The sequence below is a fragment of the Nocardioides marmoraquaticus genome (genome assembly GCF_054777915.1).
Window position 1 is genome coordinate 53,552 of the sequence record NZ_BAAHAA010000010.1, and the last position, 19,939, is coordinate 73,490.

The 19,939-nt window shown below is 74.7% G+C and carries 17 protein-coding genes; 9 read left to right on the top strand and 8 right to left on the bottom strand.

Going from position 1 to position 19,939, the window contains the following annotated elements; translation table 11 throughout:
* Positions 1-12 precede the first annotated feature (12 nt).
* A complete protein-coding gene (gene infB / locus ACYU8I_RS09680; protein ID WP_460840019.1) occupies positions 13-2,775 on the bottom strand; it encodes a translation initiation factor IF-2 in 2,763 nt (920 codons plus the stop codon).
* Positions 2,776-2,859: 84 nt separating this feature from the next.
* The gene (locus ACYU8I_RS09685) at positions 2,860-3,393 is read right to left on the bottom strand and encodes a YlxR family protein (RefSeq protein ID WP_460840021.1); all 534 of its coding nucleotides are present in this window, start codon (positions 3,391-3,393) and stop codon (positions 2,860-2,862) included.
* On the opposite strand from ACYU8I_RS09685, the gene ACYU8I_RS09690 reads away from it, so the two are divergent.
* Positions 3,284-4,234 (top strand): GNAT family N-acetyltransferase, encoded by a 951-nt coding sequence (locus ACYU8I_RS09690; RefSeq protein ID WP_460840022.1) that lies wholly within the window; start codon positions 3,284-3,286, stop codon positions 4,232-4,234. The two genes, ACYU8I_RS09685 and ACYU8I_RS09690, sit on opposite strands and share 110 nt — an antisense overlap.
* A 235-nt stretch (positions 4,235-4,469) precedes the next feature.
* On the opposite strand, the gene nusA is transcribed toward ACYU8I_RS09690, so the two are convergent.
* Together nusA and rimP are read right to left on the bottom strand one after the other, a co-directional pair.
* Positions 4,470-5,450 (bottom strand): transcription termination factor NusA, encoded by a 981-nt coding sequence (gene nusA / locus ACYU8I_RS09695; RefSeq protein WP_460840024.1) that lies wholly within the window; start codon positions 5,448-5,450, stop codon positions 4,470-4,472.
* The gene (gene rimP, locus ACYU8I_RS09700; RefSeq protein WP_460840026.1) at positions 5,450-5,950 is read right to left on the bottom strand and encodes a ribosome maturation factor RimP; all 501 of its coding nucleotides are present in this window, start codon (positions 5,948-5,950) and stop codon (positions 5,450-5,452) included. Before rimP ends, nusA begins: the two co-directional genes overlap by 1 nt.
* A gap of 85 nt (positions 5,951-6,035) precedes the next feature.
* On the opposite strand from rimP, the gene ACYU8I_RS09705 reads away from it, so the two are divergent.
* The 6 genes from ACYU8I_RS09705 (at position 6,036) to ACYU8I_RS09730 (ending at position 11,440) form a co-directional block, all read left to right on the top strand.
* Complete coding sequence (locus tag ACYU8I_RS09705) at positions 6,036-6,569, top strand: hypothetical protein (RefSeq protein ID WP_460840028.1); 534 nt, start codon at positions 6,036-6,038, stop codon at positions 6,567-6,569.
* Positions 6,557-7,018: a DUF4439 domain-containing protein gene (locus ACYU8I_RS09710; protein ID WP_460840030.1), complete on the top strand. Its 462-nt coding sequence runs from the start codon at positions 6,557-6,559 to the stop codon at positions 7,016-7,018. The genes ACYU8I_RS09705 and ACYU8I_RS09710 overlap by 13 nt, the downstream gene beginning before the upstream one ends.
* 164 nt (positions 7,019-7,182) lie before the next feature.
* The gene (locus ACYU8I_RS09715) at positions 7,183-8,622 is read left to right on the top strand and encodes a TldD/PmbA family protein (protein ID WP_460840032.1); all 1,440 of its coding nucleotides are present in this window, start codon (positions 7,183-7,185) and stop codon (positions 8,620-8,622) included.
* Between the two features lie 67 nt (positions 8,623-8,689).
* On the top strand, positions 8,690-10,099 hold the full coding sequence (locus ACYU8I_RS09720; RefSeq protein WP_460840034.1) for a metallopeptidase TldD-related protein: 1,410 nt from the start codon (positions 8,690-8,692) through the stop codon (positions 10,097-10,099).
* A gap of 55 nt (positions 10,100-10,154) precedes the next feature.
* Positions 10,155-10,838, top strand: coding sequence for a hypothetical protein (locus tag ACYU8I_RS09725; RefSeq protein WP_460840037.1), 684 nt, complete (start codon positions 10,155-10,157; stop codon positions 10,836-10,838).
* Positions 10,838-11,440 (top strand): TetR/AcrR family transcriptional regulator, encoded by a 603-nt coding sequence (locus ACYU8I_RS09730; protein WP_460840039.1) that lies wholly within the window; start codon positions 10,838-10,840, stop codon positions 11,438-11,440. Before ACYU8I_RS09725 ends, ACYU8I_RS09730 begins: the two co-directional genes overlap by 1 nt.
* Before the next feature lie 9 nt (positions 11,441-11,449).
* Here the strand turns inward: ACYU8I_RS09730 and ACYU8I_RS09735 are convergent, their stop codons facing one another.
* Positions 11,450-12,751 (bottom strand): acetamidase/formamidase family protein, encoded by a 1,302-nt coding sequence (locus ACYU8I_RS09735; RefSeq protein ID WP_460840042.1) that lies wholly within the window; start codon positions 12,749-12,751, stop codon positions 11,450-11,452.
* Between the two features lie 83 nt (positions 12,752-12,834).
* Here ACYU8I_RS09735 and ACYU8I_RS09740 point away from each other — a divergent pair, with 83 nt between their 5' ends.
* The gene (locus ACYU8I_RS09740) at positions 12,835-13,785 is read left to right on the top strand and encodes an aldo/keto reductase (protein WP_460840045.1); all 951 of its coding nucleotides are present in this window, start codon (positions 12,835-12,837) and stop codon (positions 13,783-13,785) included.
* Between the two features lie 27 nt (positions 13,786-13,812).
* Here ACYU8I_RS09740 and ACYU8I_RS09745 read toward each other — a convergent pair whose 3' ends face one another.
* A complete protein-coding gene (locus ACYU8I_RS09745) occupies positions 13,813-14,121 on the bottom strand; it encodes a GNAT family N-acetyltransferase (protein ID WP_460840047.1) in 309 nt (102 codons plus the stop codon).
* 42 nt (positions 14,122-14,163) lie between these two features.
* On the opposite strand from ACYU8I_RS09745, the gene ACYU8I_RS09750 reads away from it, so the two are divergent.
* The gene (locus ACYU8I_RS09750; RefSeq protein ID WP_460840049.1) at positions 14,164-16,338 is read left to right on the top strand and encodes an alpha-galactosidase; all 2,175 of its coding nucleotides are present in this window, start codon (positions 14,164-14,166) and stop codon (positions 16,336-16,338) included.
* A 690-nt stretch (positions 16,339-17,028) separates the two neighbouring features.
* Here ACYU8I_RS09750 and ACYU8I_RS09755 read toward each other — a convergent pair.
* Positions 17,029-17,817 (bottom strand): DeoR/GlpR family DNA-binding transcription regulator, encoded by a 789-nt coding sequence (locus tag ACYU8I_RS09755; RefSeq protein WP_460840051.1) that lies wholly within the window; start codon positions 17,815-17,817, stop codon positions 17,029-17,031.
* A gap of 3 nt (positions 17,818-17,820) precedes the next feature.
* Positions 17,821-19,857 (bottom strand): beta-galactosidase, encoded by a 2,037-nt coding sequence (locus tag ACYU8I_RS09760; protein WP_460840053.1) that lies wholly within the window; start codon positions 19,855-19,857, stop codon positions 17,821-17,823.
* Positions 19,858-19,939: the final 82 nt, after the last annotated feature.

A 19,939-nucleotide genomic window follows, 5' to 3' on the forward strand; every position in this document is an offset into this window, starting at 1 on the left:
GAGACCGTCAGCTCAGCCGCGCGGGATCTCCTTGAGCTCGAAGGCCTCGACGACATCGCCTTCCTTGATGTCGTTGAAGCCGCGGAGCACCAGACCGCACTCGAAGCCCTCGCGGACCTCGGCGGCGTCGTCCTTCTCGCGACGCAGCGAGGCGAGGTCCATGTTGTCCTGGACGACGGCGCCGTCGCGGATCAGGCGGACCTTGGCGTTGCGTCGGATCAGGCCGCTGGTGACCATGCAGCCGGCGATGTTGCCGATCTTGGAGCTGCGGAAGATCGCGCGGATCTCCGCCTGGCCCAGGACCTGCTCCTCGTACTCCGGCTTGAGCATGCCCTTGAGGGCGGCCTCGATCTCCTCGATGGCCTGGTAGATCACCGAGTAGTAGCGGATCTCCACGCCCTCCTTCTCGGCCATCTCGGTCGCCTTGCCCTGCGGGCGGACGTTGAAGCCGATGATGATGGCGTCGGAGGCGGCGGCCAGGTCGACGTTGGTCTCGGTGATGGCACCGACACCGCGGTCGATGACGCGCAGCGACACCTCGTCGCCGACGTCGATCTGGGCCAGCGAGTCCTCGAGGGCCTCGACCGAGCCGGACACGTCGCCCTTGAGGATGAGGTTGAGCTCCTGGCTCTCGCCCTTCTCCATGGAGGCCATGAAGTCCTCGAGGCTGCGGCGCACGCGGCGCTTGGCCTGCATGGCCGCCCGCTCGCGGGCCTCGCGCTTCTCGGCGATCTGACGGGCCATGCGGTCGTCCTCGACCACGATGAAGTTCTGGCCCGCGCCGGGGACTCCGGACAGACCGAGCACCATCGCGGGACGGGCCGGCGAGGCCTCCTCGATGTTGTCGCCGTGCTCGTCGAGCATCGCGCGGACACGACCGTGGGCCGGACCGGCGACGATCGAGTCGCCCACGCGCAGCGTGCCGCGCTGGACCAGGATCGTGGCGACCGGACCGCGACCGCGGTCGAGGTGCGCCTCGACGACGAGGCCCTGGGCGTCCTGCCCCGGGTTGGCGCGCAGGTCGAGCGAGGCGTCGGCGGTCAGCACGACGGCCTCGAGGAGACCGTCGAGGTTGGTCTGCGCCTTGGCGGAGACGTCGACGAACATGGTGTCGCCGCCGTACTCCTCGGGCACGAGGCCGTACTCGCTGAGCTGTCCGCGGACCTTGGTCGGGTCGGCGGCCGGCACGTCGATCTTGTTGACCGCGACCACGATCGGGACCTCGGCGGCCTTCGCGTGGTTCAGCGCCTCGATCGTCTGCGGCATCACGCCGTCGTCGGCCGCGACCACCAGCACCGCGATGTCGGTGGCCTGCGCACCGCGGGCACGCATGGCGGTGAACGCCTCGTGACCGGGGGTGTCGATCAGGGTGATGCGACGGTCGTCGCCGTCGACCTCGGTCGCGACCTGGTAGGCACCGATGTGCTGCGTGATGCCGCCGGCCTCCTTGTCGACGACGTTGGCGCTGCGCAGGGCGTCGAGCAGCTTGGTCTTTCCGTGGTCGACGTGACCCATGACGGTGACGACCGGGGGCCGGGAGACCAGGGCGGCCTCGCCGCCCTCGTCGGCGCCGAACTCGAGGTCGAACGACTCGAGCAGCTCGCGGTCCTCGTCCTCGGGCGAGACGACCTGCACGACGTAGTTGAGCTCCTCGCCGAGCAGCTCGAGGGTGGCCTCGTTGACCGACTCGGTCGCGGTGACCATCTCACCGAGGTGGAAGAGCATCTGCACCAGCGAGGCCGGGTCGACGCCGATCTTCTCGGCGAAGTCGGTCAGCGACGCACCGCGCGCCAGGCGCACGGTCTCGCCGTCGCCCTTGCGGACGCGGACGCCGCCGATGGTCGGGGCCTGCATGGCCTCGAACTCCTGACGACGCGCCCGCTTGGACTTGCGACCGCGGCGCGAGGGACCACCGGGGCGACCGAAGGCGCCCTGCGTGGTGCCGCGCTGGCCGGGACGACCGCGTCCGGCGGGGCCACCGCCGGGACGACCGGGCGCACCACCGGGGCCACCGGGGCCGCCGCCGAAGCCGCCGCGGCCCGGGGCGCCGCCACCAGGACGACCACCGGGGCCGCCCGGACGGGCGCCGGGACCACCGGGACGACCGCCGGGGCCGCCGGGGCCACGACCGCCGGGACCCTGGCCGAAGGCGGCCGGGGACTTGGGCATCATCGCCGGGTTGGGCCGCGGCATGCCGCCGCCGCCGCCCGGACGCGGCGGACGCTGGTCGTCACCGGCCGGGGCGCCGCCGGGACGGGGCGCGGCGGGACGCCGACCCATGCCCTGCGAGGAGCTGAACGGGTTGTTGCCGGGTCGCGGAGCGCCGGCGCGCGGTCGCGGGCCGGGCTTGAAGCCGGCACCACCGGGGGTGGGCTGGCCGGCGCCGCCGGGAGCAGCAGGACGGGGCCCGGGACGGTCACCGTCCTCGTCGGAACGTGCAGCGGGAGCCTCGGGCACGGCCGGGGCCTCGGGCTGGGCCGGGGCCTCGGCGGGGGCCGGTGCTCCCGCTGCGGCCGGAGCCTCGGCGGGGGTCGCGGCGGCCTCGGCGGCGGCCTTCTTGGCCGGCGCCTTCTTGGCGGCCTTCTTGGCGGCGGCGGCCTCGGCCTTGGCCGTGAGGTCGGAGCCGTAGGTGTCGTTGAAGCGCTTCTCGACGAGCGGGTTGATGCCCGACGACGGCGCCTTGACGAACTCGCCGAGGTCGTTCAGCAGGGAGATGACTTCCTTGCTGGGGACGCCGTACTTCTTGGCGAGGTCGCTGACTCGAGTGTTTGCCACGTGTGTGTGTCCTCCTGGTCCGAGCCCAGGAGGGCCGAACCGTTAGTTGAAGTGCAGGCTCATCGCGAAGTTCTCATCGCAGGCTCATGAGCTGGTGCTCCCTGTGTCGTCCGGTCGGGGTGTGGTGGGTGGTGCGGTGTGCGGTGCGGTCAGGACGTGCTGGCGCAGCGGCTCCAGGTCGAGCGGGCCGTACGTCGCCGCGTCGTGACGCAGCGCGCGCGGCACGGCCCGGGACTTCTCGGCCCGAGCCAGGCACGCCTCCGTGGGGTGCAGGTGCGCCCCACGGCCTGGAGCACGGCGGCGCGGGTCGGGGGCGGCGTACCAGGAATCCTGGGGCGACTCCCCCGAGCGAGCGACCACCCGCAACAGCTCTCCTACGGTGGCCTTCTGCCGGCACCCGACGCACGTCCGCGTGGGCGCAGGACGAGCGCTCGGCTGTGTGACCACCGCCCGCAACCATACCTCCACGGGTGTCGTGGTCCTAACGGGCGGCAGTAGCGTCGCGGCCGTGGACCACCCCGCAGCGGCCCTGCCCCCGTGGCTCGACGAGCACCAGCGACGGGTCGGCCGGCACGACCCGGTGACGCGGATCCAGCCCGCTGACCTGCAGCCCGGCACCCGGGTGCTGACGTCCGACGACGGCGACGCGGTCGCGCTGCTCGACGTCGCCGAGGCCGACCAGACGACCACGATGGCGCTGTGGGTGGCGCCCCGGGTGCTGCGCGTGCGGCTGCGGGCCCGCACCGACGCCGCCGCGGCAGCGGCGGGGCCGCTGCTGCGCCGGGCCGTCGACGAGGCCCCCGACGGGGTCCAGGTGCACCTGACGGCCCCGTCGCGCGACCTGCCGCTGGTGCGGCCGCTGCTCGACACCGGGTTCGCGGCCGCGACCGTGCTCGCCGTACGTCGCCCTGCCCCGGCGTCTCCCGCCGCCCCCTGCCCCGGGCTCGTCGTGCGACCGGCCGACCCCGGCTCCCGGGCCGACGCCGCGGCGCTGGTCGAGCACCGGGTGCGGCTGCAGCGCTTCGAGACCACCTCGTCGGTGGTGCCGGCGCACCCCGACCCCGAGCCGCTGCTGCGCGACGCCGTCGCCGAGCAGCTGCGCGAGCGTCCGGGCTGGTCGTGGCTGGCCGAGCGCGACGGCGAGGTCGTCGGCAGCTGCGAGGTGCAGCCGCCCGGTCACGCCGACTGGGTCACGGGCGCGGTCGCCGAGGACGGCCCGGTGGCCTACCTCGAGGACCTCCACGTCGCCGGCGGCCGTCGTGGCGGTGGCGTCGGCACCGCCCTGGTCGCAGCCGCGCACGCCGCCCTCGCCGAGGTCGGCACCGCCGCGACCCTGCTGCACCACGGGGCCACCAACCCCTGGTCGACGCCGTTCTGGGCGCGCGCCGGCTACCGCCCCCTCGCCACCACCTGGGTCCGCCAGCCGTCCTGGCCGAGCGGGCGCGAATTCCCCGGCTGACCGGGGAGTTCGTCAGTTGTCGGCCGGTATATCGGCCGACAACCGACGAAACAGCTGCACCAGTCCCGCGCTGCTCGAGTCGCCGGGGTCCGACCGGCCGTGATGCCGGTGCCGACCAGCCGGCCGGCCGGCTTCGCACCTCACCGGTGTCTCGACGCGCTCGCGCGACCTCGTGCCTCGGTCGCGTCGCTTGCTCGACCCTCCCGCTGCGACTGACGCCTTCCTGCGTCGGGCGTCAGTCGGCGGGAGCCTCGTCGGAGCGGATGTCGATGCGCCAGCCGGTGAGGCGGGCGGCGAGGCGGGCGTTCTGGCCCTCCTTGCCGATGGCGAGGGAGAGCTGGAAGTCGGGCACGATCACCCGGGCGGCGCGCGCGGCCTCGTCGACGACCAGGACCTCGGAGACGCGCGCCGGGCTGAGCGCCTGGCCGACGAACTCGGCGGGGTCCTCGCTGAAGTCGACGATGTCGATCTTCTCGCCGTTGAGCTCGGCCATGACGTTGCGCACGCGCGAGCCGACCGGGCCGATGCAGGCGCCCTTGGCGTTGACGCCGGGCACGGTCGAGCGCACGGCGATCTTGGTGCGGTGGCCGGCCTCGCGGGCGATGGCGGCGATCTCGACGGTGCCGTCGGCGATCTCGGGCACCTCGAGCGCGAAGAGCTTCTTGACCAGGTTGGGATGGGTGCGCGAGAGCATCACCTGCGGCCCGCGCATGCCGCGGCGTACCGACACCACCAGGCACTTGATGCGGGTGCCGTGGGAGTAGTCCTCGCCGGGCACGCGCTCGCCCGAGGGCAGCAGCGCCTCGAGGGGGCCGAGGTCGACCATGGTGTCGTCGGGGTTGCGGCCCTGCTGGATGACGCCCGAGACGATGTCGCCCTCCTTGCCGGAGAACTCGCCGAACTTGCGCTCGTCCTCGGCGTCGCGCAGCCGCTGCAGCATCACCTGCTTGGCGGTGGTGGCGGCGATGCGGCCGAAGCCGGCGGGGGTGTCGTCGTACTCCCCCACGACGTTGCCGTCGTCGTCCTTCTCCTGCGCCATCACCGTCACGTGGCCGGTCTTGGCGTCGAGCACCACGCGGGCGTCGGTGGCGGCGTGCTGCTCGTCGACCTTGTGGTACGCCGTCAGCAGCGCCTGCTCGATGGTCTCGACCATCGCCTCGACGGGGATCTCCTTGTCGCGGGCCAGCATCCGCAGCAGGGTCATGTCGATGTCCATCAGGACTCCTTCGTGAACTCGATCTGGACCAGGGCCTTGGCGACGTCGGCGTAGTCGACGCGGGTGGTGGTGCCGCTGCCGTCGCCGGCGACCTGCAGGTCGGCGCCCGTCTCGTCGCTGGCCACGACCCGGCCGGTCAGGCTCTCGCCGTCGGAGCGGGTCACCTTGACCAGGCGACCGGCGTTGCGGCGCCAGTGGCGGGGCAGCACCAGCGGTCGGTCGACCCCGCGCGAGGACACCTCGAGGGTGTAAGGCCGCTCGCCCATGAGGTCGCGCTCGTCGAGCACCCGCGAGACCTCGCGGGTCGCCTCGGCGACGTCGTCCATGCTCACCCCGCCGTCCTTGTCGACGGCCACGCGCAGGAGGCGGCGCTTGCCCGCGACCTTGACGTCGACGGCCTCGAGGTCGAGGCCGAGCGCCGCCACGGGGTCGGTGAGCTCCTCGACGAGACGGTCGTCCCCCTGCGCATCTCGGCGTGCGGGGTGGTCGGGGGTGCCCATCGCTGCTGACCTCCGTGTGCTGTTGTGGGTGGTGCCGGTGGTGCGCCGCCCACCCTAACGCGCCGCCTCGCCTACGATCCGTCCCGTGCCGGCGCCCCGACTCCCCGCTGCCTCGAGCCGCCTCGTGGGCCGTCGCGGGGTCCTCGCAGCCGGGTCCGCGGCGCTCCTCGCACCCGCGCTGGCGGCCTGCACGAGCACCTCCGGGGCCGATGGCGACGTCGCACCGAGCGGCGACGGCACGCCCTCCCTCTCGCCCGACGTCGCCCTCGCGACCCTCGCGCTGGCCGAGCTCCGAGCCGCTGCCGCGGCGGTCGCCGCGACCACGCGGGGCTTCCCCGCGCTGCGCACGTCGCTGGCGCCCGTGCGAGAGATGCACGAGGCGCACGAGGCGGCGCTGGTCGACGCCGTGCTCGAGGGCGCGGAGCCCGGCACCGACCCCGCGGCGTACGTCGACCTGGTTCGCCGCCGGGCCGCGCTCACCGCGCTCCGCCGGCGCGAGCAGGAGCTGCAGGCGCGCCTCGGCGACCTGGCGGTCGAGGCCCGCAGCGGCGCGTTCGCGGCGCTCCTGGCGGCGATGTCGGCCGGCACGGCCCAGCGGGTGGCGACGTGGCCGACGTGACCCGCGGCTCCGCGCCCGGCGCCCTGCCCGACACCCCCCTCGACGCGCTGCAGCAGGCGCTCGCGGCCGAGCACGCGGCCGTCTGGGTGCTGGGCTTCCTCGCGGCCCGCGTCTCCCTGGGTGAGCAGCCCGAGCTCGCCGCGCAGCTGGCCGACCTCTTCCGCGCCCACCGCACCGCCCGCGACGCCCTCGTCTCGCGCATCGCCGCCCGGGGCGCCGACCCGGTGGCCTCCGAGATCGACTACTCCGTCGACTCCCCCGCCCAGACCCCCGACCAGCTCCGCGCCGTCGCCCGACGCATCGAGGAGCGCGTCACCCGCACCTACGGCGCCGTCGTCGGCGGCACGGCCGGCCGCGACCGCCGGCTCGCCGTCGACGCCCTCCAGGCCGGTGCCGTGCGCCAGCTCTCCCTCGGCGCCCGCCCCACCGACCTGCCCGGCCTCACCTGAGCGCCGGCCCGTCCAAGTCGGCCGGTGCGCAAACACGCGGAGCCAAGTCCCGCTGGCACCGGGCACACCCGGTCATCTCCGGCGGCCTCAGCAACGTGGCTCCGCGTGTTTGCGCGATCGCACCGCCCCGCCCCGGCCCACCGACGGTGTGGCAGGGTCGCAGGATGAGCGAGTTCGAGGCCGCGGAGGCGGCCGTGCAGGCGGCGCTCGACTCGGGGGCGACGTACGCCGACGTCCGCGTCATGCACCGCCGCGCCGAGTCGATGCAGGCCCGCGACGGTGACGTCGAGGACGTCTCCCAGAGCTCCGACTCGGGCCTCGGGGTGCGGGCGCTGGTGGGGTCGGGCTGGGGCTTCTTCGCGGTGCCGGACGTCGAGGTCGACGCAGCGCGGCGGGCCGGCCACCGGGCCACCGAGATCGCCGAGGCGAGCGGGCTCGTCGCGCGGCCGGGCGCCGGGATGGTCCCCGCCGAGGCCCACGTGGGCTCCTGGGCGAGCGAGTGCGAGGTCGACCCGCTGGCGGTGCCGCTGTCCGACAAGGGCGACCTGCTCGCCGCGGCGACGGCCGCGATGCGCGAGCACGGCGCCGACGTCGCGGAGGCGTCGTACGACGTGTGGGACACCCGCAAGTGGTTCGTCTCCAGCGAGGGCGCCCGCATCGACCAGCACGTGCGCGAGTGCGGCGCCGGCCTGATGGCCACCGCGATCGGCGAGCACGAGACGCAGCGCCGCTCCTACCCCGCCGCGCGGGGGCAGTTCGCGACCCGCGGCTGGGAGTTCGTCGAGGGGCTCGACCTGCTGGCCCACGCCCCGCGCGTCGGGGCGGAGGCCCGCGAGCTGTTGACCGCGCCCGAGTGCCCGTCGGGCCGCACCGACCTGGTGCTCGGCTCCGAGCAGCTGGCGCTGCAGATCCACGAGTCGGTGGGCCACGCCATCGAGCTCGACCGCATCCTCGGCTGGGAGGCGGCGTACGCCGGCACCTCCTGGCTCGACCTCGCGCAGCTCGGCTCGCTGAGGTACGGCTCCGACCTGATGACGATCACCATCGACCCGACCATCCCCGGCGCGCTCGGCAGCTTCGGCTACGACGACGAGGGCACGCCCGCCGCCAAGCGCGACGCGGTGCGCGACGGCACCTGGGTCGGCGTGCTGGCGGGCCGCGACTCCGCCGCCGCCGCGGGTCTGTCGTACGCCGGCAGCGTGCGCGCCGACGGCTGGTCGCGGCTGCCGATGGTGCGCATGACCAACGTGGGGCTCGAGCCCGGCCCGCACACCTTCGACGAGATCATCGCGAGCACCGACGACGGGATCTACATGGAGACCAACCGCTCCTGGTCGATCGACGACCGCCGGCTCAACTTCCAGTTCGGCACCGAGGTCGGCTACGAGATCAAGGGCGGCGAGCTCGGCCGGCTGCTGCGCAACCCGACGTACACCGGCATCGGCCCGCAGTTCTGGGCCTCGATGGACATGCTGTCCTCGGAGTCGGTCGCGTGGGGCACGCCCAACTGCGGCAAGGGCCAGCCCGGCCAGACCGGCCACACCGGCCACCCCGCGGCGCCCGCCCGGTTCCGCGACGTGCGGGTGGGGGTGCGGGCCCGATGAATCACCCCACCCGGTTCTCGCCGTCCCCCGCTCCGCTCCTCCCGACGACAACCGCGAGGGGACCCCGATGAGCGACCAGCGCATGGTCCCCGAGGACGCCGTGCAGCGCGTGCTCGAGGTGGTCCCCGGTGCCGAGGTCGCCGCGTCGGTCGACCGCGACCGGCTCGCGCTGACCCGGTTCGCCACCTCGGCCATCCACCAGAACGTCGCCGAGGACACCACCGTGGCCCGCCTCGTCGTCCACCACGAGGGTCGTACGGCGACCGCGCGCGCCACCCTGGCGACCGCCGACGACGTCGCCGCTCTCGTCGAGCGGGTCACCGACGCCGTGCGGGTCGCCCCCCTCGACGCCGGGTGGCCCGGCCTCGCTCCGGCCGACGACGACCGTCCCCGCTCCGGGGGCGTCGACCTGGCCACCGCCGGCGCGACGCCGCGCGACCGCGCCGAGGTCGTGCGCGGCTTCGTCGACGGCGCCGGCGGCCTCGAGACGGCCGGCTACGTCCGCACCGTCCACCACACCGGCGGCTTCGCCACCTCCGGCGGTCGTGTGCTGACAGCCGAGGCGACGGAGTGCGGGCTCTCCGGCGTCGCGCGGGCGCCGTACGTCGACGGGCGCGACGGGCGGGCCGACGGCCTGGCACGGCAGGCGCCGCTGTCGATCACCGAGCTCGACGGCGAGGTGCTCGGAGCCCGCGCGGCCGCGAAGGCCCGCGCGTGGGCCGAGGGCCCGGTCGAGCTGGAGCCCGGCCGCTACGAGGTCGTGCTCGAGCCCAACGCCGTCTTCGACCTGCTCGGCAACCTCGCCGCCCACGGCTACGGCGGCCGCGCGGTGCAGGACGGCCGCTCTTTCGTGCGGCTCGGCGAGCAGCAGCTCGACGCCGCCGTCACGATCGTCGACGACCCGCGCGCCGTCGGGCTGACGTACGACGACGACGGCACCGCGACCCGCGCGCTGCCGCTGGTCGTCGAGGGCCGCTCGGTCGGCGTCACCCACGACCGTCGCTCGGCCGCCGCGACCGGCGCGCAGAGCACCGGCCACGGCAGCCACGGTGGCTTCTCCTGGGGTCCGACCGCGCGCCACCTCGCGCTGCACCCCGTCGGTGACGACGAGGCGCCGGCCGAGGTCGACGGCCCCGTCGTCGACTCCTCCGTCGCCGAGCTGGTGGCCGGTGTCGAGCGCGGCATCCTGGTCTCCGACTTCTGGTACACCCGGATGCTCGACCCCCGCTCGGTCTCCATCACCGGCCTGACCCGCAACGGCACGTTCCTCGTCGAGGACGGCCGGGTCACCCGGCCGGTGGCCAACTTCCGGTTCACGCAGTCCTACGTCGACGCCCTGGCCCCCGGCCAGGTGCGCGCGCTGGGCCGCACCGCCGCGTCGGTGCCGGGCGACACCTACACCACCCAGTCGCCCCGCTTCACCTGCCCGGCACTCCACCTCGCGTCGTGGAACTTCACCGGCGGCGCCTCCGGCTGAGCAGCGCTCAGGTCGCCCCGTTGCAATAACGGAGTGGTCACTCCATCATTTCCGGGTGAGCACGACGTGGACCCTCGCTGACGGCGACACCGACCTGGCCGTGGAGCTGTGGACCGAGCCCGACCACCAGCACAAGAACCACGCGCGCCTCCTCGTCGACGGGGTCGAGGTCGACCGCGGTGCCGCCGGGGAGATCGGTGACGTGCGGCTCGGCGCCGAGGCCGGCCACCCGACGAAGGTGTCGTGGTGGTGGACCGGGCGCCCGTACGCCGTCTGCCTGGTCGAGGACGGCGTGGCCGACGAGCGCCACCGCTCGGTGCCCTTCGCCCCTCCTCCGGGCACCCGGGCCGCACGGCTCCACGCCTGGGGCGAGCGGCACCCGCTCCTGTGGGCGGCCCGTCACGTCGTTTTCTGGGCGCTGGGCGTCCTGGGCGTCTCGGCCCTCGTGAGCGCACTGGTCCGGGCGGTGTCGGGCTGGGTCTCCCTGGGCTGGCTGCCCGACCTGCCGTCGCTGCCGTCGATCCCCTGGCCCGCGGCGCCGCAGTGGTGGACCGACCTGTGGACCTGGGTCGGCGACACGATCACGCGCCTCGCCGACCTGCTCCTCGGCTGGGTGCCGGACATCCCGCCGTGGGTGAAGATCGTCGCCGGCCTGCTCGTCGCGGTCGCCGCGGCCGTCTCGGAGGTACGCCGGCGTCGGCGCCACCGGGAGCGCCGGCCCGAGCACGGCACCACCTGATGGCCCGCACCGTCGACCCGGCCAAGCACGCCGCGCGACGCGCCCGCATCCGCGACGCCGCCGCCGGGGTCTTCGCCGAGCGAGGCTTCGACGGCGCGTCCACCGAGGCCATCCGCACGGCCGCCGGGGTCGGGTCGGGCACGCTGTTCCACTACTTCGGCGACAAGCGCTCGATCATGGTCGAGATCTTCACGGTCTCCCAGGCCGGTGACGCCGCGCTGGTGGCGGGCCTCGACGAGGGCGCGCCACTGCCCGAGCTGCACCGGCTGCTCGACCACCTCCTCGACGGCGCCGAGCACCCGGCTGCGGGCGGGCTGGTGCTGGCGATGATGCAGCTCGCCACGCGGGACGAGGGGTTCGCCGGGCTGCTCGACCGCGGTGACGAGCAGCTGCGCGCGGCGCTGGCCCGGCTGGTCACCGCGGCGCAGCGGCAGGGCGTCGTACGACGTGACCTGGAGCCGGCGCGCGCGGCGCGCTGGCTGCTGGGCCTCACCGACACGCTCTACCTCATGCTGGACGGTCGGCTCGACGTCGCGGCCGAGGTCGCCGAGCTGCACCGGATCGCGAACCGCTACCTGGGGGCCGACGGCTCCGCCCGCTGACGCCGCTGGTCACCGTCCGAAGTCGGCCTTGCGGACGAGCGCGTGGATGCCGGTGGTGCGGTCGACGACCTGCGAGACCTCGAAGTCGGTCGCGGCGGAGAGGTAGGCGTAGGCGACCGGCCCGGCCATGCCCATCTCGTCGGTCAGGAACGTCAGTGCCTGCCGCACGGCGTCCTTCATCGCGACGTCGAGGTCGGTGCCGTTGCCGCCGTTCTCCGGACCGTCGGGGTCGCTGAGCCCGATCGGCACCCAGAAGTCGGGCGTCTCGGCGAAGGGGTGGTCGAAGGCCTGCTTCGGCACCCGACGGCTCCCCGCCTCGAGCACCGTCAGCCGGAAGGTCGGGCGCAGCGAGCCCTCCATCGCGGTCAGGGCCACCTCGCCGTCGCCCTGCACCATGTGCGGGTCGCCGGCGAAGAACATCGCGCCCGGCACCTGCACCGGCAGGTAGAGCGTCGAGCCGACGCCCAGCTCGTTGATGTCGATGTTGCCGCCGGCGTCGGTCGGGGGCACGGAGTCGACCGTGGCCGTGGTGTCACGGGCGACGCCCATCAGCCCCATGAAGGGCTTGAGGTCGAAGCCGACCGGCACGTCACCCGGCAGCTGTCCGCGCAGGCCGGAGCGCGATCGGCGGACCGAGGCGAAGACGCTGATGTTGCCGCCCTCGTTGACGTACGGCGCGTTGGCCGGGTCGTCGACGAACTGCTCGGGGTACTCGCCGGGCAGCGCGCCCTTGCCGTGCCGGTTGCTGATCACGCCGTACGGCACCCGCAGCGGCAGGTTGAGCACCTCGATGCGCAGCACGTCGCCCGGCCGCGCGCCGCGCACCGCGATCGGACCGGTGACCACGTGCGGGCCGGGACCGTCGTGCGGAGTACGGCGCGCGACCGCCACGGCGTCGTCGAGCACCTGGCGGCGCGGCACGCCGTACTGCTCGAAGAACCCGACGGGGTCCTGCCCCTGGTCCTCGAGCACGCCCTCGTGGGAGATGGTGTCGAGGGTGACGACGTCGCCCGAGCGGACCACCGCGACGGGCTCGGTCGTGCGGTTGGGCAGTCGACCCCAGAGCACCTGCTCGGGCAGCGCACGCACGTAGCGGCCGCGGGTGCGACCGACGCCGGGCTGGAGCACCCGACCGAAGCGGGCGTGTGGGCCGGCCCCGGCGGGCGACAGCAGCCCCGCCCCGGCCGTGGTGGCGGCGGTGGTGCCGACCGCGGCGGCGCCGATCAGCGAGCGACGGCCGAGCAGGGCGGGAGCGAGCGGGTCGGGCGTGGCAGGCATGCGGACCTCCGAGAGGGTGGGCAGGACCGGCATCGCACCAGCCTCGTGTTTCGGGCCCGTCACGTGCGGGTGACGCCCGTCGTCGGGCCGTCACCGGCCCGACCTAGGGTCGGAGCATGAGCGAGATGACGTACCGCCCCCTCGGCCGCTCGGGACTGATGGTCAGCGCCGTCGGCATCGGGTGCAACGCCTTCAGCCGCCGCGTCGACCTCGACGGGGTGCGCGGCATCCTCGACGCGGCGCAGGACGTCGGCGTGACGCTGCTCGACACCGCCGACGCCTACGGCGTCGAGCCCGGCGCCAGCGAGGAGCTGCTGGGCCAGGCGCTCGAGGGGCGGCGCGACGAGTTCGTGCTCGCCAGCAAGTTCGGGCTCGACCTGCGGGGCGCCAACGGCGCCGACCACGGCGCCCGCGGCTCGCGGCGCTACGTCCGGCGGGCCGTCGAGGCGAGCCTGCGCCGGCTGCGCACCGACCACCTCGACCTCTACCAGCTGCACGCCCCCGACCCGCACACGCCGATCGCCGAGACGCTGGGAGCGCTGACCGAGCTCGTCACCGAGGGCAAGGTGCGCTACGTCGGCTGCTCCAACCTGCCGGCGTGGCAGGTCGCCGACGCGGCGTGGACGGCCGAGACCAAGGGCCTGGTGCCGTTCGTCAGCGCCCAGGACCGCTACTCGCTGCTCGACCGCTCCCTCGAGGACGAGCTCGGGCCGGCCTGCGAGCGCTTCGGGCTCGGCGTGCTGCCGTACTTCCCGCTCGAGTACGGCCTGCTCACCGGCAAGTACACCCGCGGCGCCGGTGCTCCCGAGGGCTCCCGCGCCGCGCTCGACCCGAGCCGGGCGCAGTGGCTCGAGGGCGCCGACTGGGACCGCATCGAGGCGCTGCAGGCGTACGCCGCCGCACGCGACGTCGAGCTGCTCGACGTCGCGATCGCGGGCCTGGCCGCCGAGCCCGTCGTCGCGAGCATCATCTCGGGCGCGACCAGCGGCGAGCAGGTGCGTCGCAACGCGGCCGCGCTGGCCTGGACCCCCGGCGCCGACGACCTCGCCGAGCTGCGGGCGATCTAGCGCCCGCTCGACGCGACCGGTCGACGCTCAGTCGGTCGCGGTGGTCCGCGGCGCGTTGTAGAGCAGGTCGCGGTACTCGGGGTGGTGGTCGATCCACGCCTTGATGAAGGGGCAGGTCGGCAGCACGGCGACGCCCTGCCCGCGCAGGTCGTCGAGGGCGTGGCGGGCGAGCGCCGAGCCGACGCCCCGGCCCTCGTACGCCGGGTCGACCTCGGTGTGGCTCATCACCACCAGCCCCTCGGCGCGGATGTACGCCGCGAACCCCGCGGGGCGTCCGTCGACGCTCACGGCGTAGCGCTGCTGCTCGGGCTCGTGGACCACCTCGACGTCGCTCACCCGCCCCACCCTAGGCCGAGCCGCGGCTGCTGGAATGAGGCCATGACGACATCCCCCGACGCGCTCGTCGCCCTCGAGGCCGCCGGCGTGCTCGTGCTGGTCGACCTGACCGACGCGCAGCCGCCCGCGCTCCCCTACTGGGGTGCTGCGCTGCCCGGGCTCGACGAGCCCACCGCGCGCGGGCTGCTGGCCGCGTGGCGCGCGCCGGCCGGCCGCAACGACGTCGACGTCGCCGCCCGGGTCGGCCTGCTGCCCGAGGGCGGCACCGGCTTCCCCGGCAAGCCCGGCCTCGAGGGCGCGCGGGAGGGTGGTCGCGCGTGGTCGCCGCGCTTCCGCACCACCGCCGTGACGCTCGACGGCACCCCCGTGACGGGGTACGTCGCCTCGGGCGCCGGCGTGCTCGAGGTCGCCCTGCGCGACGACGACAGCGAGCTGGGCCTCGACCTCGTGCTGGAGCTCGAGCCGGGCGGCCTGCTGCGCGCCCGGGCCACGGTCACCAACGTCGGCGAGAGCGACTACGACCTGGCCGCACTCACCCTGGCGGTGCCCGTGCCGGCCGAGGCGGGCGAGCTGTTCGACCTCGCCGGGCGCTGGTCGCGCGAGCGGCAGCCGCAGCGACGCGAGTTCACGCTCGGCACCCACCTGCGCGAGAACCGTCGGGGCCGCACCGGCGCCGACGCCGCGACCGTGCTGCACGCCTGCGTGCCCGGCACCGGCTTCGCCCGCGGCGAGACCTACGCCGTGCACACCGCGTGGTCGGGCAACCACGTCCACTACGCCGAGCGCACCTTCGCCGGCACCCGCCTGCTCGGGGGCGGCGAGCTGCTGCTGCCGGGCGAGGTCCGTCTCGCGGCCGGGGCGGCGTACACCTCGCCCTGGCTGTACGCCGCCCACGGCGACGGCCTCGACGAGGTCGCCGCCCGCTTCCACGCCCACGTGCGCGGCCGCGCGAGCCGGCCGGTCGACAGCGAGCGACCGGTGACGCTGAACGTCTGGGAGGCGGTCTACTTCGACCACGACCTCGACCGGCTGCTCGACCTCGCGGAGCGCGCGGCGGCGCTCGGCGTCGAGCGGTTCGTGCTCGACGACGGCTGGTTCGGCGGCCGGCGTCACGAGCGCGCCGGCCTCGGCGACTGGGTGGTCTCCCCCGACGCCTGGCCCGACGGGCTGCACCCGCTCGTCGACCGGGTGCGCGAGCTCGGCATGCAGTTCGGGCTGTGGTTCGAGCCCGAGATGGTCAACCTCGACTCCGACGTCGCACGCGCCCACCCCGACTGGGTGATGGGCGCCCGTGGCGACGCGCTGCCCCCGCCGGCCCGCTTCCAGCACGTGCTCGACCTCGGCGTGCCCGGGGCCTACGCCCATGTGCGCGACCAGGTGCTCGCGGTGCTCGACGAGCACGACATCGCCTACGTCAAGTGGGACCACAACCGCGATCTCGTCGAGGGCGGCGACCTCACCCGCGGCGGCCGCCCGGGCGTGCACGCCCAGACGCAGGCGTTCTACCGGCTGGTCGACGAGATCCGCGAACGGCACCCGTCGCTCGAGATCGAGTCGTGCGCCTCCGGCGGCGGCCGCGTCGACCTCGAGGTGCTCGAGCGCACCGACCGGGTCTGGGCCTCCGACTGCATCGACCCGCTGGAGCGGCAGACCATCAACCGGTGGACGGCGCAGCTGCTGCCGCCGGAGGTGATCGGCTCCCACGTCGCGTCGGGCCGCTCCCACACCACCGGCCGCACCCACGACCTCGGCTTCCGCGCCGCCACCGCGCTGTTCGGCCACTTCGGCATCGAGTGGGACCTCGCGGAGGCGTCCGAGGCCGAGCTCGCCGAGCTGGGCGCCTGGATCGAGCTCTACAAGTCCTGGCGCGGACTGCTGCTCACCGGCCGCGTCGTCCGGCTCGACACCGCGGAGACGAACGCCCTCGTCCACGGCGTCGTCGCCCAGGACGGCTCCGAGGCGGTCTTCGCCTCGGTCAGCACCGGCTCGCTCGAGTCCACCCCCGGCTCCCGCACCCGCTTTCGCGGCCTGGAGCCCGGGGCGACGTACGCCGTGCGCCAGGTGCAGGTCGGCGACGGCCCCTCCGGCGTCCACCCGCCCCCGTGGTGGTCCGACCAGCCCGTCCTGATGACCGGCGAGGCGCTGCACCGCGCCGGCGTCACCCCGCCCGTCGTCGACCCCGACGAGACCGTCCTCCACCACCTCGTGCGGCAGTAGGCCGTCGGTCCACGCCTCGCACCCTGACGGGACCGTCAGACCTGCGAGGCGTGGACCGCCCCTTCGAGGCTCGCTCCGCTCGCACCTCAGGGAGCGGGCGGCGTCCCCCGCTCCCCGAGGAGCCCCGGGAGGGACCAGCAGCCAGCAGCCGCTCCCCGAGGAGCCCCGCGAGGGACGAGCAGCCAGCAGCCGTTCCCCGAGGAGCCCCGCGAGGGACGAGCGGCCGGCCACCGCTCCCCGAGGAGCCCCGCGAGGGACCAGCAGTCGGCCGCCGCTCCCTGAGGAGCCCCGCGAGGGACGAGCAGCCAGCAGCCGCTCCCTGAGGAGCCCCGCGAGGGACGAGCAGCCAGCAGCCGCTCCCTGAGGAGTCCCGCGAGGGACGAGCGGGGCGTCACGAAGGGCGCGGTGGTCTCGACAGGCTCGACCATCGAAGGGGTGGTCGAGGTGCCCGAGCCCCTGGGCGAGGGCCTCGAGACCCGGTGGGACGAGAGCGGTGGTCTCGACAGGCTCGACACCGCCGCTCCCCGAGGAGTCCCTTTAGGGACGAGCGGTCGGCCGCCGCTCCCCGAGGAGCCCCGCGAGGGACGAGCAGCCAGCAGCCGCTCCCTGAGGAGCCTCGCGAGGGACGAGCGGGGCGTCACGAAGGGCGCGGTGGCCTCGACAGGCTCGACCAGCGAGGGGAGGCGAGGGTCAGACGACGAGGAGGTCGGGCTCGGTGACGACGACCTCGGGGACCTGGCGCTCGAGGAGCTCGCGGGCGACGGGGCCGACGCCGGCGTCGACGACGAGGGTGTCGACCTCGCCGAGGGGGACGATGGTGGCGAGGCCGACGACGCCCCACTTCTCGTGGTCGGCGACCACGACGCGCCGACGCGCGCACCGCAGCAGCGCGCGGTTGGTCTCGGCCTCGACGAGGTTGGGCGTGGTGAAGCCGGCGCGCTCGTCGATGCCGTGCACGCCGAGGAAGACGGTGTCGGCGTGCAGGCTGCGCAGCGCCTCCACCGCGACGGGCCCGACGAGGGCGTCCGACGGCGTGCGGATGCCGCCGGTGAGCACCACGGTGAGGTCGCGGCGGCCCTGCTCGTGCAGCAGCTGGGCGGCCGGGAAGGAGTTGGTGACGACGGTCAGGTCGGGCACGTGCACCAGCTCGCGCGCGATCTCGTACGTCGTCGTCCCCGCCGACAGCGCGACGGCGGCGCCGGGCGACACCATCTGCACCGCGCGTCGGGCGATGGCCCGCTTCTGCGCCTGCTGCTGCTGCGACTTCGCGCTGAACCCGGGCTCCTCGGCGCTGCGCGAGCTCACCGAGGTGGCGCCGCCGTGGACCCGCTCGAGCAGGCCCCGCTGGGCGAGCAGCTCGATGTCGCGCCGCACCGTCATGTCGGAGACGCCGAGGTCGTCGACGAGGTCGCTGACCCGGACCCCGCCGTGCTGCTGCACCTCGGCCAGGATGTGCTGGCGTCGCTGGTCGGGCAGCACGCGTCAGCCCTCCCGCACGACGGCCGACCCGCCCGGCGCGAGCCGCAGCGAGCCGTCGACAGCGGCGTCGGCGACGAGGTCGTGGCCGCGGAGGGGCAGCTCCACCTCGGCGTCGGTGTGGTTGAGCGCGAAGACCCAGCTGCCGTCGCCGCTGCTGCGGCGCACCAGGTCGACGCCGTCGAGCGTGCCGGCACCGGGGACGACCGGCTCGACGCCGGCCTCGGAGAGCACGCGGGTGACGAGCGCGTCGGTGGCGGCCTCGTCGAGGCGGGTGGCGACGTACCAGGCGGCGACGTCGCCCACCGGCCGCCGCGTCACCGCGGGGGCGCCCGGCAGCTGGCCGTCGGCGAAGGTGGCGACCGCCTCGGCCTCGCCGAGCGTCATCAGCTCGCTCCACCGGGTCGAGGTGGCGCCGTCGAACCCGTCGCCCGCCAGCGTCGCGGACTCCTCGGCGTACAGCGGGTAGAACTCCTCGACGCTGAGGCCGAGCAGGTCGCGGAAGGCGCCCGGGTAGCCGCCGAGCCGGATGTGGTCGCGCTCGTCGGCGATGCCGGAGAAGTAGGTGACCACGACGTGGGCGCCCGCCTCGCAGGCCGCCCGGACGGCCGCGGCCGTCTCGTCGGAGCACAGGTAGAGCGTCGGCACCAGCACCACGCCGTACGACGCCAGCCGCTCGCCGAGGTCGGGCCCGGGCACCAGCACGTCGACCGTGACGCCCTGGCGGCGCAGCGCCGCGTGCAGGTCGTGGGCGACCTCGCCGTAGGTGACCTCCTCGCTGGGGTGCGCGGGCTGCTCGACGGCCCAGCCGGCCTGGTAGTCCCACAGCAGCGCGACGTCGGCCTGCACGGCGCTGCCGCGCACCTCGCCGAGCCGTCGGGCGACCGCCCCGAGCTCGACGACCTCGCGCCACAGCCGGGTGTCGGTGCCGGCGTGCGGGACGAGCGCGGAGTGGTACTTCTCCGAGCCCGCGCGGGAGGCGCGCCACTGGAAGAAGCCGATCGCGTCGGCTCCTCGGGCGACGTGGCCGAGGCTGTTGCGCAGCATCTCGCCGGGCTGCTTGGCGCGGTTGACGGGCTGCCAGTTGACGGCGCTCGTGGAGTGCTCCATCAGCAGCCACGGCCGGCCACCCGCGAGGCCGCGGGTCAGGTCGGCGGCGAAGGCGAGCTCGCCTGCCGGGTCGGGCAGCCGGGTCAGGTAGTGGTCGGTGCTGACGACGTCGACGTGCGGCACCCACTGCGCGTAGTCGAGGTGGCGGAAGTGGTCGAGGGTCATGAAGTTGGTGGTGACCGGCACCTCGGGGGTGACCTCGCGCAGCACCTCGACCTCGGCGAGGTACTGCCGCAGCAGCGCGTCGGACAGGTAGCGGCGGTAGTCGAGCAGCTGGCCCGGGTTGTGGAAGGTCGGCACGGTGCGCGGCGGCACGACCTGCTCCACGTCGGAGTAGCGCTGGCTCCAGAAGGCCGTGCCCCACGCGTCGTTGAGCGCGTCGAGGTCGCCGTACCGCTCGAGCAGCCAGACCCGGAAGCCGGCGGCGCAGGTGTCGCACCAGCACGGCACGTTGTGGCAGGCGTACTCGTTGGAGACGTGCCACATGCTGAGCGCGGGGTGGTCGGCGTACCGCTCGGCGACGCGTCGGGTGACCTCGGTGGCCGCCTCGGTGAAGACCGTCGAGCTCGGGCACCACGCCTGGCGGCTGCCCTGCCACAGCTCGGTGCCGTCGGCCAGGCGCGGCCGGGTCTCGGGGTGGGCGGCGGTGAACCACGGCGGTGGCGAGGCGGTGGCCGTGGCCAGGTCGACCCGGACGCCACCTGCGTGCAGCAGGTCCATCGCGTCGTCGAGCCAGGCGAACTCCCAGCGGTCGGGCTCGGGCTGCAGGTGCGACCAGGAGAAGATGCCGAGGGAGACGAAGCTGACGCCGGCCTCGCGCATCAGGCGCACGTCGTCGTCCCACACCTCGCGGGGCCACTGCTCGGGGTTGTAGTCGCCGCCGAAGGCGATGCCGGGTCCGGCCCACGTCGTCCAGTCACGCACGACGCTCACCTTGGACCGCGCCGATGGTGAAGTCAACAGCAACGAACAGGTCACGATGGGGATCCGTGTCGTTTTCAACATCCCGCGCCGG

What these genes read in the sequence shown, in the direction of transcription:
- ACYU8I_RS09740 (WP_460840045.1), top strand. Translation starts at nt 12,835, where the DNA reads ATGAGCGAGATGACGTACCGCCCCCTCGGCCGCTCGGGACTGATGGTC.
- ACYU8I_RS09715 (WP_460840032.1), top strand. Translation starts at nt 7,183, where the DNA reads ATGAGCGAGTTCGAGGCCGCGGAGGCGGCCGTGCAGGCGGCGCTCGAC.
- ACYU8I_RS09750 (WP_460840049.1), top strand. Translation starts at nt 14,164, where the DNA reads ATGACGACATCCCCCGACGCGCTCGTCGCCCTCGAGGCCGCCGGCGTG.
- ACYU8I_RS09730 (WP_460840039.1), top strand. Translation starts at nt 10,838, where the DNA reads ATGGCCCGCACCGTCGACCCGGCCAAGCACGCCGCGCGACGCGCCCGC.
- nusA (WP_460840024.1), bottom strand. Translation starts at nt 5,450, where the DNA reads ATGGACATCGACATGACCCTGCTGCGGATGCTGGCCCGCGACAAGGAG.
- ACYU8I_RS09720 (WP_460840034.1), top strand. Translation starts at nt 8,690, where the DNA reads ATGAGCGACCAGCGCATGGTCCCCGAGGACGCCGTGCAGCGCGTGCTC.
- rimP (WP_460840026.1), bottom strand. Translation starts at nt 5,950, where the DNA reads ATGGGCACCCCCGACCACCCCGCACGCCGAGATGCGCAGGGGGACGAC.
- ACYU8I_RS09735 (WP_460840042.1), bottom strand. Translation starts at nt 12,751, where the DNA reads ATGCCGGTCCTGCCCACCCTCTCGGAGGTCCGCATGCCTGCCACGCCC.